Origin of the sequence: Gaetbulibacter aquiaggeris (assembly GCF_044003965.1) — a bacterium.
GTDB classification, from domain to species: Bacteria; Bacteroidota; Bacteroidia; order Flavobacteriales; family Flavobacteriaceae; genus Yeosuana; species Yeosuana aquiaggeris.
On sequence record NZ_JBAWKC010000002.1, the window covers coordinates 148,743 to 164,336 of the forward strand.

General features: G+C 34.0%; 12 protein-coding genes. 3 read left to right on the forward strand and 9 right to left on the reverse strand.

All coding sequences use genetic code 11. From position 1 onward, the window contains the following. Nucleotides 1–836: 836 nt before the first annotated feature. Nucleotides 837–2,411: a tetratricopeptide repeat protein gene (locus V8G56_RS07045; RefSeq protein WP_395437737.1), complete on the forward strand. Its 1,575-nt coding sequence runs from the start codon at nt 837–839 to the stop codon at nt 2,409–2,411. Between the two features lie 269 nt (nt 2,412–2,680). Here V8G56_RS07045 and V8G56_RS07050 read toward each other — a convergent pair whose 3' ends face one another. The 9 genes from V8G56_RS07050 to V8G56_RS07090 all read right to left on the reverse strand — a co-directional run bounded on the left by V8G56_RS07050 (nt 2,681) and on the right by V8G56_RS07090 (nt 13,234). Beyond that, complete coding sequence (locus V8G56_RS07050; protein ID WP_395437738.1) at nt 2,681–4,681, reverse strand: S9 family peptidase; 2,001 nt, start codon at nt 4,679–4,681, stop codon at nt 2,681–2,683. A gap of 269 nt (nt 4,682–4,950) precedes the next feature. Next, complete coding sequence (locus tag V8G56_RS07055; RefSeq protein WP_395437739.1) at nt 4,951–5,310, reverse strand: DUF2200 domain-containing protein; 360 nt, start codon at nt 5,308–5,310, stop codon at nt 4,951–4,953. Nucleotides 5,311–5,432: 122 nt separating this feature from the next. Next, the gene (locus V8G56_RS07060; RefSeq protein WP_395437740.1) at nt 5,433–6,299 is read right to left on the reverse strand and encodes an alpha/beta hydrolase; all 867 of its coding nucleotides are present in this window, start codon (nt 6,297–6,299) and stop codon (nt 5,433–5,435) included. Between the two features lie 96 nt (nt 6,300–6,395). Beyond that, nucleotides 6,396–7,256, reverse strand: a complete 861-nt coding sequence (locus V8G56_RS07065; protein WP_395437742.1) for a mechanosensitive ion channel family protein — start codon at nt 7,254–7,256, stop codon at nt 6,396–6,398. Nucleotides 7,257–7,370: 114 nt separating this feature from the next. Continuing rightward, nucleotides 7,371–7,910, reverse strand: a complete 540-nt coding sequence (locus tag V8G56_RS07070) for a pyridoxamine 5'-phosphate oxidase family protein (protein ID WP_395437744.1) — start codon at nt 7,908–7,910, stop codon at nt 7,371–7,373. Nucleotides 7,911–8,055: 145 nt separating this feature from the next. Beyond that, complete coding sequence (locus tag V8G56_RS07075; RefSeq protein ID WP_395437745.1) at nt 8,056–8,397, reverse strand: hypothetical protein; 342 nt, start codon at nt 8,395–8,397, stop codon at nt 8,056–8,058. A gap of 41 nt (nt 8,398–8,438) precedes the next feature. Next, entirely contained in the window at nt 8,439–9,248 is an 810-nt protein-coding gene (locus V8G56_RS07080; protein ID WP_395437746.1) for an amidohydrolase family protein, read from the reverse strand. A gap of 28 nt (nt 9,249–9,276) precedes the next feature. Continuing rightward, entirely contained in the window at nt 9,277–12,132 is a 2,856-nt protein-coding gene (gene polA, locus V8G56_RS07085) for a DNA polymerase I (RefSeq protein WP_395437747.1), read from the reverse strand. Nucleotides 12,133–12,244: 112 nt separating this feature from the next. Further along, the gene (locus V8G56_RS07090) at nt 12,245–13,234 is read right to left on the reverse strand and encodes an isoaspartyl peptidase/L-asparaginase family protein (protein ID WP_395437748.1); all 990 of its coding nucleotides are present in this window, start codon (nt 13,232–13,234) and stop codon (nt 12,245–12,247) included. A gap of 193 nt (nt 13,235–13,427) precedes the next feature. Here V8G56_RS07090 and V8G56_RS07095 point away from each other — a divergent pair, with 193 nt between their 5' ends. Together V8G56_RS07095 and V8G56_RS07100 are read left to right on the forward strand one after the other, a co-directional pair. Further along, complete coding sequence (locus V8G56_RS07095; RefSeq protein WP_395437750.1) at nt 13,428–14,150, forward strand: copper homeostasis protein CutC; 723 nt, start codon at nt 13,428–13,430, stop codon at nt 14,148–14,150. 122 nt (nt 14,151–14,272) lie between these two features. Then, entirely contained in the window at nt 14,273–15,508 is a 1,236-nt protein-coding gene (locus V8G56_RS07100; protein ID WP_395437752.1) for a metallophosphoesterase, read from the forward strand. Nucleotides 15,509–15,594: the final 86 nt, after the last annotated feature.

The window sequence follows — 15,594 nt, forward strand, 5'->3', positions numbered from 1 at the left end:
TATAAGTCTTGGATATAGCGCGCTACCACTATTATTAGCGCTATTATGAAAACGGAAGTAAAAATAAGCTTGTTGTGTTTTGCTAACCAATTGGGAAGAAAAATATCAAAATTGTCCATTTGAGAATTTGAGTAATTTCGAGCAATTATAGTTAGAGGGCAAAACATTTTAAAGAATAATAACACCAGTCCTTCTCCTATTATTAATCCAATTCCAATCCAGGTGAATGCATTAACACTATTAGTTATTCCAGAATATAAAATGTAGAATATTACAAAGACAAAAAAAGCCCAGATCATAGTATGTATCAACTTTATTACCAGAAGTTTATTTTCTTTATTCATCTGTTTTATGGTATACAACAGTAAGATCAAAAATGAGTTTCCATGTATTTTATTGGTCGTTTTGACGAATTTTGTCGAAAGAATGTCATCTTAAATATTATTTACTAATCACAGTTAAGGTTTATTTAGACAAAGCCTAGTGTTTAACTTAACTGCAAGGGTTTTCTGAAGGATAATCAGAGGCTCGCAATCAAGAAAATAATTTTGGGTAATCTAAAAATAGCAATTTTTTATATATGGTGTTGCCATTTAGTTCCTTTTTTATCATATTAAAGATCGGCGTTCTAATACTCTAAATATGGAATGTTTCCCGGTTACTTAATTAAGAATTGGATTAATTTTTCTTATCTTTAAGTATTAATTAAGCAGATGATTGCGGGCGCGCCTCTTTATTTCTTAAACCCTTTTCTTCTACCTTGAGTCTCTCTAATCCTGCTAAAATTATAATGGTAAATCTTAGGTTCAATTAATAAAAACCAACTTCAAGTTAGCGTGAATGTTAAAAAATACATATCAGAACTTAAAAGACGTAAGGTGTTTAGATCAGCAATATCCTATTTAGTGATAGCATGGTTAATTGCTCAGGTCTTTTCTGTTGTTCTTCCTGCTTTTAATGCACCCAATAATTTCATGAAAACCTTGATTTTTATATTGATTATTGGTTTTCCGATTAGTTTAGTCTTTGCTTGGGTATATGAATTATCTCCAAAAGGAATAAAAAAAATTCAAAAGGTTGATTCTGAGAAATTAATAGCGAAACAATCTGCATATCAACTTAATAATGACAATAAAAAGTTAGTAGTCTTACCCTTTCAGAATATCAGTGCTGAAAATGACAGTAATTATTTTAGCGACGGGTTGACGGAAGAAATCATTATTCGTTTGTCAGGAATCAAGGAGCTTGATATTGCATCTAGAAGTACTTCTATGCGGTATAGAGATTCTGAATTGGATATTGTATCATTGGGTCGTGAATTGAAAGCCAGATATCTTTTGCAAGGCACGGTGCGTAAGCATAAGGACGATTTAAGAATATCGACTGAATTAATTGACGTTGAAAAAGATGTAGAACTTTGGGCCGAAATTTACAGAGGAAAGATAGCAGATGTTTTTGGTATTCAGGAAAAGGTATCTAAGAAAATTGTAAAGTCATTACAATTAAAGCTTTCTTCAAAAGAAAAAGTGGCACTTAGTAAAAGAGCAACCATAAATAGTGAGGCTTATGATGCTAATTTAAGAGCTCGTGAATTTTTGTTTAGTTATACCAAGAGCTATCTTCTTTTAGCCATAGATCTTTTTCAAAAGGCTATCGATTTGGATCCAAAATATGCAACCGCTTATGCTGGCATGGCCGAGGCTTGTGCTTTATTATATGAAACACATGATAAAAATCTCAAATGGATAAAAAAGGCCGAAGAAGCTTCTTTAAAAGCACTAATCTATGACTCTGCTTCATCGGAAGCTTATAGTGCTCTTGGACTGGTTTATTATAACAAAAATTCACCAAAGGAAGCTTTGATAGCTGCTGAAAAGGCAATTTCTTTTGACCCTGACAATTTTTTTGCCTATTGGGTTAGAGGCAGACTTTATAGAGTAATGGGTAAAGATGCTGAGGCCGCAATTGATTTTAAAAAAGTGTTAGAACTTAATGGAGATTTCCATTCTCCTTATGGTGATTTGCAGATGGCCTATAAAACCTTGCATGATGAGCAAAATTTACAGGATATTATTGAAAAGGCCGCCTTATTTTATCCTTCCTATTTGCTGCGTCACCCTGATGACTCTCGTGCGCACCAATTTTATGCTTTTACATTAAAAAGACTAGGTCGTTTAGAGGAAGCAAAAAAAGAAATGCGTAAAGGAATTGCACAAAACCCAAATGACCCAATTATCACCTATAATGCCGCTTGTTTTTATGCATTAATAGACAATAAAAAAGCCGCTATTAAAAATCTTAAAAAAGCAATGGAAAACGGGTTTGAAAATTATGATTATCTCAAACACGACCCTGATTTAGATTGCTTACAAAAAGAGAAGGAGTTTATAGCATTAATGCAAGGTAAATAACATGTTTAAAATAATCTAAGTAAGAAATTTTGACGACCATTTATTCCTGTAAGGTAATATTTGTATTCTTTTAATTTATTGCGGTTAACGGTCTTGTATATTAAAAGTGGCGGATTTACTCGCTTACTTTTCGGGTTTAACTGACTTTCCTTTTTAACAATACTTAGGTTTTAGTAATTACTCAGCAATTTTTTATATAATTTGTTAGCCTTTCGTTATTTTTCTATCTCTTTATTTATTAAATCAATTAATTTTCTCTTTTATCCAGCTTATAGGTTTATGTTAATATAACGACTGAACCATTTTAAAATCCTAGGAGAAACTTCCATCAACAGTTTAGGCTCACTTGGTCCATGCGGAGTCCTAGGTAAAACTAACATTTCTGTATCTATGCCTCTTCGGTCCAGGGCAACATAGAATTCTTGACCCTGCGTAAATGGAACTCTTAAGTCATTGGCACCATGTATAATTTGTGTCGGTGTAGAAACATTCTTAATACGATATATTGCAGAATGTTTTTCGTAGATTTCATAATCATCCCAAAACTCATTTCCCATATGACCTACTAAATAATCTTGAACATCTGTAGTTGTAACCATACTTATTAAGTTAGGTAAGCCAGCACCCATACTTGCGACTTTAAATCGATCAGTTTTAGTAACTATAAAACTAGTAAGATAACCACCATAACTCCATCCCATAACTGCTAATCTGTTTTCATCAGCGATGCCCATATCAATAACTTTGTCTACACCACTCATCACGTCTTCATAATCTCCAAAGCCCCAATCTTTAAAATTTGCGTATCTAAACTCTTTACCGTATCCTGTGCTTCCTCTGGGATTAGGTCTTAAAATAGCGATTCCATTTTGAGCAAAATACTGCGTCATATATATTGATGGACCTCCAGTAAACATCTGAGTAAAAACACCTGCTGGGCCGCCGTGAATTTGTAGTGCCAATGGAACCTTTTCTCCCTTCTTATAATTGATAGGATAAGTCAGTAAGCCTTCTATTTCCATACCATCTTTTGATACCCATTTTATCAACTCAGTTTTCCCCATTTTAGGCATAGCTATATCTGAATTTATAGCACTTAGTTTCAAAGGATTTTTACCATTCAGCTCTGAGAAATATAATTCAGGTGGTGTATTGAGGTCTTGAAATACAAATGCCATTTCCTTTTTTCTGGGATTAATACTGTAACTCGTACTCACCCCATTAGTGTTACTCATTAAGGCTATTTCAGAAGTCTTACTAGCTTCTATTGGCATATTGTAAAGAACCTGAGATGTCTTTAATGTTTCTGTAAAATAAATGGATTTACCATCTGTTCCCCAACAATTGATACTGGCATTTCTATCAGGAGTCTGCATTAATTTTCTTAATCCTGTGCCGTCTTTTGAAATAACGTAGATATCATCCATACCTATAGGTTCCGGCCGACCTCCAGTAGATTGAAAGGCAATTTGTTGTCCATCTGGTGAAAATTTAGGATTTGTATCTGGTCCAGGTTGAGAAACTATCAATTTCAATGCACTGCTATCTGAGGCTACCAAGGAGATATTGGCATCAATTCTGTCTGTATTGATTTTTGGATTTACCTTATGCGAAAATACAATGGTTTTACCATCGGGTGACCAATCAAAACTATTAACGTGATAATCTCCACCTGTTAATCGTTGTACTTTTCGTTTTGCATCTTTTTCTTTTTCAATATTAATGGTATAAATATGTGCGTATTTAAAGTTTTTGTCTACCTCTATGACATCTCTTTTTTCTTTTTTTATCTTTTCTTCTTCTTCTGTTAGTTCATCTGTTTTTAAAAATGCAATTTTTTTTCCATCTGGAGACCATTGAAAACTATTGACTCCGTTTTTTTCAAAGGTAATCTGCTCAGCTTCACCACCCATTAATCGCATGAGCCAAATTTGATTTTCATCTGAACGCTTCGACATAAAGGCAATGTGCTGTCCATCTGGAGAAAATGCTGGTGAGGCGCTAGAGGACGTGCCTTGAGTGTATTGAATATCCATTTTTCCATCAGAACTTGATACCCAAATCTGACTCACGTATTCAGATTTTTCACCCTCCATAAATGGTGTTCGCACTACGTACACAACATATTTTCCGTCAGGCGATAAATCTACCTCAGAAATTGATTTAAACTTCATGCTATGTTCAGGGGTCCAAGTTGAATTAATTGTGTCTTGAGCTTGAAGAACAAAGACAAATAAAAATATAGACACAAAAAGGATTGATTTTTTCATTTGATTGGTTTTTGGATAATTATTTCTTGTAGATATATAAATTTACTTTTTTTTTACGAGAATAATATTCTCAAGTTTAAATTGGATTAAAGAGTTATAGAGAACGTTTTATCATAATGAAGGCTAAAGGTCTTGTGTATGGTAAGTTGTGTTGGCTAGAACTAAATTAGCAAAAGAAAACGAAACAAAACAAAATAGGTAGAATTTTCATGGCCCGGACAGTATTGGCATTAACTAAAGAGCTTATTTAGATTTCTTCTTTTTTAATTTCATCTTAAAATTTTATCCATTTTCTTACCTTTTGCCAGTTCATCAACCAACTTATCTAAGTATCTTACTTGTCGTGTCAATGGAGTTTCAATTTCTTCTATGCGATACCCACAAATTACGCCTTTAATAAGATGAGCATTTGGGTTTAATTTTGCATTCATAAAGAATGTTTTGAACGTCACCCTTTCTTTAATAAGTTCTTGCAGAATTTTGTCATCAAAACCGGTTAACCACTCTATCACTTGGTGTAATTCTTCTTTCGCTCTGCCTTTTTTTTCTACTTTGGTAATATAGTGCGGATATACCGATGCAAAAGTCATTTTTGCTATTCGCTCATCATGTTCAGGTGTTGTTTTCATATGCTTTATTACAAAATGACATTTAATAAATATCACTGTTTTATTGTGCTATCATAACAAGGAACTCATTTATAAGTAAATAAGAATATTTTATTTTTTTGAGTATTTAAACCTGTGTTTTATTAAATGTTTAACATTTTTTTTATTTCCCTTGAAATTTCCTCTGAGTAAAAATTAGGACCACATATATGACATTTTTTAATTTCATAAAATGCTTTTGGGGCATTTGCATTATCAAATATTTTCTTTCCCATTTTAAATGGAATAATTTGGTCTTCAGAGCTATGAATGACTAAAACAGGTTTTTTAAAAGTTATTATTGATTTAAAAGCACTATATTTTTCTCTTACTAAAATTCTTCCGAAAAATCCTGCTGTTTCTGCAGCTATATCTTTATGTGATGAAAAAGCACCCTCAATGACTAAACCGTCTATATCTGATTGTCTTTGTTCGGCAACAACAGATGCTAAGTGACCACCTAAGGATTGACCGTATATTACAACTTTAGTATTTTTAATATCTGGTCTGTTTTTCATATAGCTTAAAGCGGAATTTGCATCAATTAATACATTTTTTCTTGTTGCTTTACCTTCAGAGAATCCAAAACCACTATAGTCAAATGCGAAAATCTGAAAGCCATGTTCTATTAAAGGCGTTATTGCTGGAGATTGACTAATTAGGAAACCAGCATTACCGTGAAAATGTAATAATGTGATTGTAGGTATTTTGTCTTTTGGTTTTAGAACCCAACCATTTAGTATGTTCCCGTTTGAACTTTTAAATACCACGCTTTCAATTGTGAAGTTAAGATCAATAGGGTCTTTGCCGTATTTTAAAAATGTTGGTTGATGAGTGTCCGAACTAAAAAAAACTAAAGTACTATCGCTTGCCGTTTTTATTGTTAATTTTTTTGTATCAGCAGGAACTTTTTTAGGTTGCAAATACATTTTATTAAAACTGCAAGAAGTAAAAAACCAAAATAATAACATTGGCAACAAAATTTTATAGGTCGTAAACTGCATTTTATCAGGTATTTACGTATATTTTATCGATTTTTATAACATAAAATAAACAAGAGGTGATCATTAACTTTTATTTTTTTTGAGTAATTCTGTGTGGTTTGATTTTAAATGTAAGTCCATTTGTGGATAAGGAATGGTAATCTTATTTTCAGCAAATTTTTTATTAATAATGATTCTAATATCACTTTTAACTTTATTGATCCTAAAAATATTTTTACTAAAAAACAGGACCTGAAAATCAATTGAGGAATTTCCAAAATTAACCAGTCTGGCCTCTACTGAAGCCATATGAGAAACATCAGGATGAGACTGTGCGCTTTCTTCCAATATTTTAATAACTAAATCTACGTCAGAGTTATAAGAAACACCAACATCAATCCTAAAACGTGTTCGCGCAGATTGGTGGCTCCAGTTTATTACTTTATTGGTGGTAATCAATGAATTTGGTATGATTATGGAAATATCGTCTGTATTAAGAGCCTTAGAGGTACGTAATCCAATGTCTTGAATCTTCACAATATCACCATCTATCTCAAGGATATCATCAATTTTTATAGATCTTTCAGAAAGTAAAATGATTCCGGAAATAACATCATTAAAAGTTTGTTGCAGCCCTAATCCAACACCTACAAGTAACGCGGCGGAGCCCGCAATTAAAACAGTCACTTTGATACCGATGGTTTCTAACATAAAAGCAAAGGCGATGACCCACATGATATATTTTATAATTTGATATAATGCATAGGCACTGCCTACATCCAGTTTTTTGTTCTTGTTTTTTCGGAATAGCGCTTTCTTAATAAACCATAAGATGGTTTTAGTGAGCACAGAAATTAATAAAATAATGACTAAGGTATAGACACGTATTTTGTATTCGCCGATACTGAGAAGTTCAAATTCCAGGGTTTTAATGATTGTTTCCATGTGTTGAATGTTGTCATGTAAAAGCCTCATAATCGTTTTAAGGCTAGTTTACTTTAAATTTTTAAAATTTATATTTTGTGTATATCTCTAAGATATTTTTATTAATTTTTTAAATTAATCAAATAAAACTTTAGGAGGTTCCCAAGTATCAGGGTCACCAATAATGCCATGCGAATAACTAATCACTTCCAGCCATTGCGGAGATATTTTAATTAATAGATAATCTTCGCGGTTATTGGGATAGAAAGCCTCCCATGTGGCTTTCCACCTTCTGTCTTTTTCTGCTTGATCATTAACCAATTGTGCAATACCATGAAGCATAACATATCCGGAGCCATTAGGTTCTAAATAATATAAAGTCACCTTAGGATTATTTTTTATTTGTTCAACCTTTCTGGTTTTAGCATTGGTTCCAAACCAAACGGTAAAATCGTTTTCAGGAATAAAAGGATCCATCACTCGTACTCTGGGTCTGCCTTCAGAATCTAAAGTAATGAGAGCGCAGGTTTTCGCAGAAATCATGATGTCTTTTGCCGCCGAAAGAAGGTTAATGGTTGTGGAATCTTGTGTTTGACTGTTTTGATTAAACCCATGAGTAGATTTTAAAAGGAAAATCAGAACAAATAAGCACCTATATTTAATAAAAGTTTTCATGTTTTCAAAGAGATTTAGTCTAAATATTTTGCTGTATCCGGACTTGATTTCAAATGATATAAATATAACGAAAAATAAGTTTTCAAGTCCTTTAATGCTGATACTTTAGAAAAGAGTCAATAGCCAGTCTGCCCAATTAAAAATTTTAATCCTCTATGTCATCAATGCGTAACAAATGCATTAATCTATGAGCAAAAGGCGCAAAAAATATAGCAACGGTACTTAAAAACACAACGCCACTGAATAAGGCATAAAAGGAAGCAAATAATTTTGCAGCTTCCGTTTTCATTTCATTAACGGGGCCCATACCTGTTAATATCATAGAAGCGTTATAAAGGCTGTCAATCCAACCTAACGCACCAACAAAATGATAGCCAAAAACACCTATGCCTAATGAGATTATTAAAAGAATAATGGAATAAAATGCATATTTTGAAACTCTTTTTGCAAAGGCTTTAGGCGGTAAAATGTTTTTATTTTTTTTCATTAAAACTTATCAATCTAATTGACGTGACCCCAAGTTATTTTTTAAAGTTTATTGACATCAATCTTAAAAAGTTCAGCGGCATTTTTCCATAAAATAAGTTCCTTCTTTTCTTCTGGTAATTCTAACTGATTCATAAATTTTAAATAAGATTTCATGTTTGAAATAGGCCAGTCAGTGCCATAAAGCAAGTATTTAGGGTCGCCTGCATACGTAATCATTTCTTCAATCTCTTTTTTCATATAGCGTTCAAACTTATCTGAAAAATCACCAAGTACTAAGCCAGAAATATCTGCATGTACGTTTTCGTTTTTATAAACAACCTCCATGCAATCTTTAATCCAGGGATTTCCAACATGGCAGATGACAATTTTTAAATCGGGATAATCAACCGCCAAATCATCAATATGAATAGGATGGGAGAATTTAATTTTTCCTGTAGGAGCGTAAGTGTCACCAGAATGAAACATCACAGGGACATCAAACTCAATAGCCATATCATAAACTACTTTTAATCTGATATCATTGGGGTAAAAAGGTTCATAGCCCGGATAAAATTTTAAGCCTTTTATGAGACCTGCCTCCAGATAATCTCCAATTTCCTTTAGATCTCTGTGATTATAGTTAAGATAACTGATGCCGGCAACAACCCCGAGGTTATCACGACCGCTTATGGCTTCTACCACTTTTTTTGTGCTGGGCCGATGTTCATTGACCTTATAAGAAGATAGCACTAATGAATAATCAACCTTATTTTCCTTCATGGTATCTGTAAGCTTGTCCAGGCAGTCATTCAAAGAGATTACTCGGTCTTCGTGGTAATTGTTAATATGTGTGTGAACGTCTATAATCATTTTATTATCAGATTTTATAAATTAATTTTTAATGCGCCTCAAGCCAATCCTGCCCAACACCTAAATCTACATCAAGCGGAACGGACAAGGTATAGGCATGTTCCATTTCATTTTTTACCATGGTTTTTATGGCGTCCAGTTCAGGTTTATACACATCAAAAACCAATTCATCATGCACTTGTAATAACATTTTTGTTTTATAATTTGAGGCCTCCAGTTTGTTGTGAATGTGAATCATGGCAATTTTAATGATGTCGGCGGCGCTACCTTGAATAGGTGCATTCACCGCATTTCTTTCGGCAGCACCACGTACTACGGCATTTCTTGAATTGATGTCATTTAAATAACGACGTCTGCCCAATACGGTTTGAACATAGCCATGCTCTCTTGCAAAGTGAATTTGATCATTAATATATTTTCTCAATTTTGGATACGTAGCGTAATAGGTATCAATTAATTCTTTGGACTCTCCACGAGACAAATCGGTTTGATTGCTTAATCCAAAAGCGGAAACGCCGTAAATAATTCCAAAGTTTACTGTTTTCGCATTGCTACGTTGCTCACGGGTTACTTCATTTAAGGGTACGTTAAAAACTTTTGAGGCTGTAGAGGCATGAATATCTTCTCCATTTTTAAAGGCATTAATCATGTTGTCTTCTTCGCTTAAAGCCGCGATAATACGGAGCTCGATTTGAGAGTAATCCGCCGACAAAAGCATATAATTTTTATCTCTTGGAATAAAAGCTTTGCGCACTTGCCGCCCGCGTTCAGTTCTTATAGGAATATTTTGAAGGTTGGGATTATTACTGCTTAATCGGCCTGTTGCGGCAACCGTTTGCATGTAATCCGTGTGCACTCTGCCGGTTGAAGGTTCTACCTGATTTGGAAGGGCATCCACATAGGTGCTTTTTAATTTGGCCAGCCCTCTGTATTCAAGAATATGCTGAATGATTACATGATCTTTAGCCAAATAACTTAGAATATCTTCCCCGGTGGCATATTGACCTGTTTTGGTTTTTTTTGGTTTATCAACCAGTTTTAATTTATCAAATAAAATATCGCCTAATTGTTTCGGTGAGGCAATATTAAATTCTTCGCCGGCTTCCTTATAAATATTCGTTTCTAAGTTTTTTATATCGGTGTCTAATTGGCTGGACAATGAATTTAAAAATGCTTTATCCAGATTAATACCTTCCAGTTCCATATCGGCAAGAACACGAAGTAATGGAATTTCAATCTCATCAAAAAGTTTTTGCGTATTGGCTTCACCTAATTCTTTTTCAAAATGCTCTTTGAGCTGTAGCGTGATGTCAGCATCTTCTGCTGCATATTCCGTTTGTTTTTCTAAAGGAACCTCACGCATGGACAATTGATTTTTTCCTTTTTTACCAATGATGGATTCTATAGAAATAGGCGAGTAGTTTAAATAAGTCTCTGCTAATACATCCATACTATGTCGCATATCAGGATTAATCAGATAATGAGCCAGCATGGTGTCAAATAAGGGGCCTTTTACAGCTATATTATATTTACGAAGTACCTTGATATCATATTTTAAATTTTGCCCGATTTTCTGAATGGTTTCTTTTTCAAAGAATGGGCGTAATTGCTCAATTAAAGCTTGAGCTTCTTCCCTGTTTTCTGGGAAAGGCAAATAAAATCCTTTTCCAATTTCCCATGAGAAAGCAATGCCAACCAATTCAGCAGTGATTGGGTTAAGGCCAGTAGTTTCTGTATCAAAACATACACTGGTTTGCTTCATTAAATTTTGAATAAATAATTTAGTTGCCATGCCAGAAGCGATACTTTGATAAAAATGAGGTGAGGTCTCGGCCGTCTTTCTATTACCATATGTTGCATTGGTCTCTGCACTACTCTCATCCCCTCCAAATAAGGAAAATTGGCCTGCGCCTGCCTTAGTGGCTGGCGCTATAGTATCGGTTTTTGGTTTTTCAGGAGTTGCTGTGTTGCTGATTACATTATTTGAAGGGGCTTGGTTTTCATTTGCAAAGGTTTTTTGAAAATTAACCAAAAGTTGTCTGAATTCTAAGTCTTCAAAAACTTCGGTTACTTTAGCGATATCTGGTTCATCTAACTCAAAATCTTTGGCATCAAACACCACAGGCACATCAAGCATGATGGTGGCTAATTTTTTTGAAAGTATTCCAAGCTCTTTATTGGCTTCAATATTTTCTTTCATTTTACCCTTTAATTCATGGGTATTTGCTAAAAGATTTTCCATGCTACCATATTGCTGGATAAATTTTTTGGCTGTTTTTTCTCCAACACCAGGAAGCCCAGGAATATTATCTGAGGAATCACCCATCATACCTAAAAAATCAATCACTTGCAAAGGGTCTTCAATTTCAAATTTCTTTTTGACTTCCTCAATACCCCAGGTTTCATATCCACCTCCAAAAACAGGGCGATACATAAAAATATTATCACTTACCAATTGTGCAAAATCTTTATCGGGCGTCACCATAAAAGTTTGATAACCTTCTTTCTCAGCTTGCTTTGAAAGGGTTCCTATCACATCATCTGCTTCAAATCCTTCTTTTACCATAATAGGGATATGCATGGCTTTTAAGATTTCTTCTATATAGGGAACCGCAATTTTTATAGCTTCAGGGGTGGCATCTCTATTGGCTTTATACGCTTCAAACATTTCAACACGGTCTACACTACCACCTTTGTCAAAACAAACGGCTAAATGGTCCGGGCGCTCACGTTTTATAACATCAAGCAAAGAATTCATGAACCCCATAATAGCTGAGGTATCCAAACCTTTGGAATTGATTCTAGGGTTTTTTATAAAAGCATAATAGCCACGAAATATTAATGCGTAAGCATCAACAAGAAAAAGTCTTTTTTGATCTGACATGAGATGAATTTTATTGAAGACCATAAAACTACAAAACTTATGCTTTGAATAGAAATTAATTGAAATGCAATTTTTATTTCAGGCCTTAAATAAAAAACAAGGGTTATGTTATTTAAATTTTGTTGAAATAATCGGATGCTATTTGCTCATTGGTACCATCTTGATTTTTAGTCATGCTAAAATATTGATGGATGGCATAGGCGCCTGTGACTCCTTGTTTATTTAGGGCTATATAGCCCACTTGAAAATTTTTATAGTCACTATTGGGTTTATTTACTATTCTGTTAATAGCTTCTTCACATGCCTCTTGAGGGGTTTTGCCTTGTCTCATAAGTTCAACTACTAAAAAGCTTCCTACAGTTTTCACCACTTCTTCACCTAGGCCGGTTGCCACGCAACCGCCTATTTCATTATCTATAAATAATCCGGAGCCAATGATGGGACTGTCACCAACACGCCCTGCCATTTTATAGGCTAATCCACTTGAAGTGCAGGCACCTGCTATATCACCATTTTCGTCCATGGCCAGCATACCTATAGTATCGTGGTTTTCAATATTAATCACGGGTTCATACAGAGAGGTCTTTTTCCATTCATCATATTGTTTTTTGGTACTCTCAGTGAGCAAATAGGTTTTTTTAAATCCACTTTCATAGGCAAATTGTTCTGCACCAAGACCTGCCAACATCACGTGAGGCGTGGTTTCCATCACTTTTCTAGCTACTGAAATGGCATGAACAATATTTTGAAGCGCAACTACTGAACCACATTTACCCTCATGATTCATAATACAGGCATCTAGGGTCACATGTCCGTCTCTGTCTGGGCGTCCGCCTAAACCAACAGTTTCATTTGTGGGGTCAGCTTCTTCAACCATAACACCTTGTTCAACGGCATCTAGGGCATTGCCACCATTATTTAAAACCTCCCATGCTTTTGAAGTGGCATTTTGAAAATGCCATGTGCAAACTACCATTGGTTTAATAGATTTTATAACAGAAACAGGTAAAATATTCTTTTCCTCACTAGAAGCTAAAATGGATGACGATACGATTCCGGTCACACCAAGGGCTGAATTTTTGATAAATTTTCGTCGTTGCATGGACTTGTTTTTTAAGAGCTCATTCTGTAAAATAAAATTATTTATATTTCAGAAGGACTGTTTTATAGATAACTAAAATAGTGAGATACTCATAAATAATTAGCATTATTAGGTGAATATTAGTAGTTTTAACTTTGATGATTAATAGTTGTTTTTAATATTTTCAAGAATAACCACAGTTTAAAGGCTTTTTATGATTGTTGAAATTTGTGCTAATTCATTTGAGTCTGCTTTTAATGCTCAACAAGCTGGAGCGCATCGAATTGAACTGTGTAGTGAATTAGCGGTTGGGGGGATCACGCCGTCTTATGGATTGATTGAACAAGTAGTGTCTTCATTAAGCATTCCTGTTTTTGTTTTAATCAGGCCAAGAAGTGGTGATTTTAATTATTCTGATGCAGAGTTTAAAATCATTAAAAAAGATATTGAATTATGCAAAAAATTAGGATGTTCGGGTATTGTTTCAGGAGTTTTAAATACGGATTATTCTATAGATGTTTTGCGGACGCAAGAGCTTGTGGAACTTGCTAAGCCACTTCCGTTTGTTTTTCATCGTGCGTTTGATCTGGTTCCTGATCCCATAAGTGCTTTGAATGAATTAATGACGCTTGGAGTGCATCGTGTTTTAACTTCAGGTCAAGAAAGTTCGGCGTTAAAAGGCTTGGAATTAATTCAAAAATTAATGAGTCAAGCAAAAGACAGAATAACCATTTTACCAGGTGGTGGTATTAATTTAGAAAATGCCATGCAGTTTAAAGAGGCTGGTTTTAATGAAATACATTGTTCACTTTCTACCTTCCTTCAGAATACGATGCCAACTAAAATTAGTATGAATAGTGCAGTTCATTTTAATGAATATGGGAAGTCAGTTTCAGATTATACAAAGATTCAAAGCATTATAAAATTATTGCATTAAGTATCTTTTTTCCGGAAAGCTCGGTAAGTTTTAGCTTATTTTTATTAATATTAAATTGTTAATCTTACATTAAATACCATGTAATAACGTGTTTAACTTTTTACATTTGAAAAAAATTTTCTATGTCCCGATTTTTTATTGCCTTAGTGGTTTTTTCTTTATTGTTTTTGGTTTTGGAATTTTATGCCTTTCAGGCACTTAAAACCATTACTAAAAACAAGTATGTTAAAATTATTTGGGTATTAGCAGCTTTGGCTATTTATATTAATTTATTTTACACCGTTTATTCTACTCCAAGAAGTGCTGGTCAGACTGTTAGGTTTCAACTCGCGGCAGGGTTTTTACTCACTTTTTTAATTCCTAAATTAGTGATAGTTATCATGATGTTTGGAGAAGATGCTGTCAGAATAGTCCAAAAAACAGTGTCTTATGTCTCACCCGGGACTACCCAGCCTATTCCAAGTAGGCGTTTATTTGTTTCGCAATTGGCACTGGTTTTAGCGGCCATTCCCTTTACGTCTTTTTTATATGGAATCTTTCAGGGAAAATATAATTATAAGGTTTTAAAATATCAATTATCTTTTGAAGATTTACCCGAAGCATTTGATGGATTTACCATTACTCAAATTTCTGATATTCATTCAGGGAGTTTTACAAATTCGGACAAAATTCAATACGGGATAGATTTGATTAATGAACAAAAGTCAGATCTTATTCTTTTTACTGGTGATATTGTAAATAATAAGGCTGATGAAATGGATAACTGGATTGATGCGTTTAAAAATTTTGAGGCACCTTATGGTAAGTTTTCAATTTTAGGAAATCATGACTATGGTGATTATGTGGATTGGGCTTCAAAGGAAGAAAAAGCAAAGAATTTTGAAGCGGTTAAGGAAGTGCATCCTAAAATTGGTTTTGATTTGCTTTTGAACGAGAACCGCATTATTGAAAAGGACGGACAAAAAATAGCTATAGTAGGTGTAGAAAATTGGGGTAAGGGTTTTAACCAGGCTGGAGATCTGGAAAAGGCCTCTTTAGGAATAGAAAAGAAAGATTTTAAAATATTGATGTCTCATGATCCATCGCATTGGGAATATAAGGTAAAGAATGATGATTTTAATTATCATCTTACCTTAAGCGGACATACTCATGGGCTTCAAATGGGTATAGAGATCCCTGGATTTTTCAGATGGAGTCCATCACAATATGTTTATAAACAATGGGCGGGATTGTATTCAGAATTTGGAAGGTTTATTAATGTTAATAGAGGTTTTGGTTACCATGCGTTTCCGGGACGAGTTGGGATTTGGCCTGAGATAAGCGTTATCGAATTAAAAAAAGGACCAAGCAATACTTAATTTGCTTGAATTCATAAGAAATTTTGGTTTAATAGGTTATAATTATGTTGAAATTGTTTATTTTTAATTTCATATCAATTTCAACC

What these genes read in the sequence shown, in the direction of transcription:
- V8G56_RS07050 (WP_395437738.1), bottom strand. Translation starts at nt 4,681, where the DNA reads ATGAAAAAATCAATCCTTTTTGTGTCTATATTTTTATTTGTCTTTGTT.
- V8G56_RS07055 (WP_395437739.1), bottom strand. Translation starts at nt 5,310, where the DNA reads ATGAAAACAACACCTGAACATGATGAGCGAATAGCAAAAATGACTTTT.
- V8G56_RS07060 (WP_395437740.1), bottom strand. Translation starts at nt 6,299, where the DNA reads ATGTTATTATTTTGGTTTTTTACTTCTTGCAGTTTTAATAAAATGTAT.
- V8G56_RS07065 (WP_395437742.1), bottom strand. Translation starts at nt 7,256, where the DNA reads ATGGAAACAATCATTAAAACCCTGGAATTTGAACTTCTCAGTATCGGC.
- V8G56_RS07070 (WP_395437744.1), bottom strand. Translation starts at nt 7,910, where the DNA reads ATGAAAACTTTTATTAAATATAGGTGCTTATTTGTTCTGATTTTCCTT.
- V8G56_RS07075 (WP_395437745.1), bottom strand. Translation starts at nt 8,397, where the DNA reads ATGAAAAAAAATAAAAACATTTTACCGCCTAAAGCCTTTGCAAAAAGA.
- V8G56_RS07080 (WP_395437746.1), bottom strand. Translation starts at nt 9,248, where the DNA reads ATGATTATAGACGTTCACACACATATTAACAATTACCACGAAGACCGA.
- polA (WP_395437747.1), bottom strand. Translation starts at nt 12,132, where the DNA reads ATGTCAGATCAAAAAAGACTTTTTCTTGTTGATGCTTACGCATTAATA.
- V8G56_RS07090 (WP_395437748.1), bottom strand. Translation starts at nt 13,234, where the DNA reads ATGCAACGACGAAAATTTATCAAAAATTCAGCCCTTGGTGTGACCGGA.
- V8G56_RS07095 (WP_395437750.1), top strand. Translation starts at nt 13,428, where the DNA reads ATGATTGTTGAAATTTGTGCTAATTCATTTGAGTCTGCTTTTAATGCT.
- V8G56_RS07100 (WP_395437752.1), top strand. Translation starts at nt 14,273, where the DNA reads ATGTCCCGATTTTTTATTGCCTTAGTGGTTTTTTCTTTATTGTTTTTG.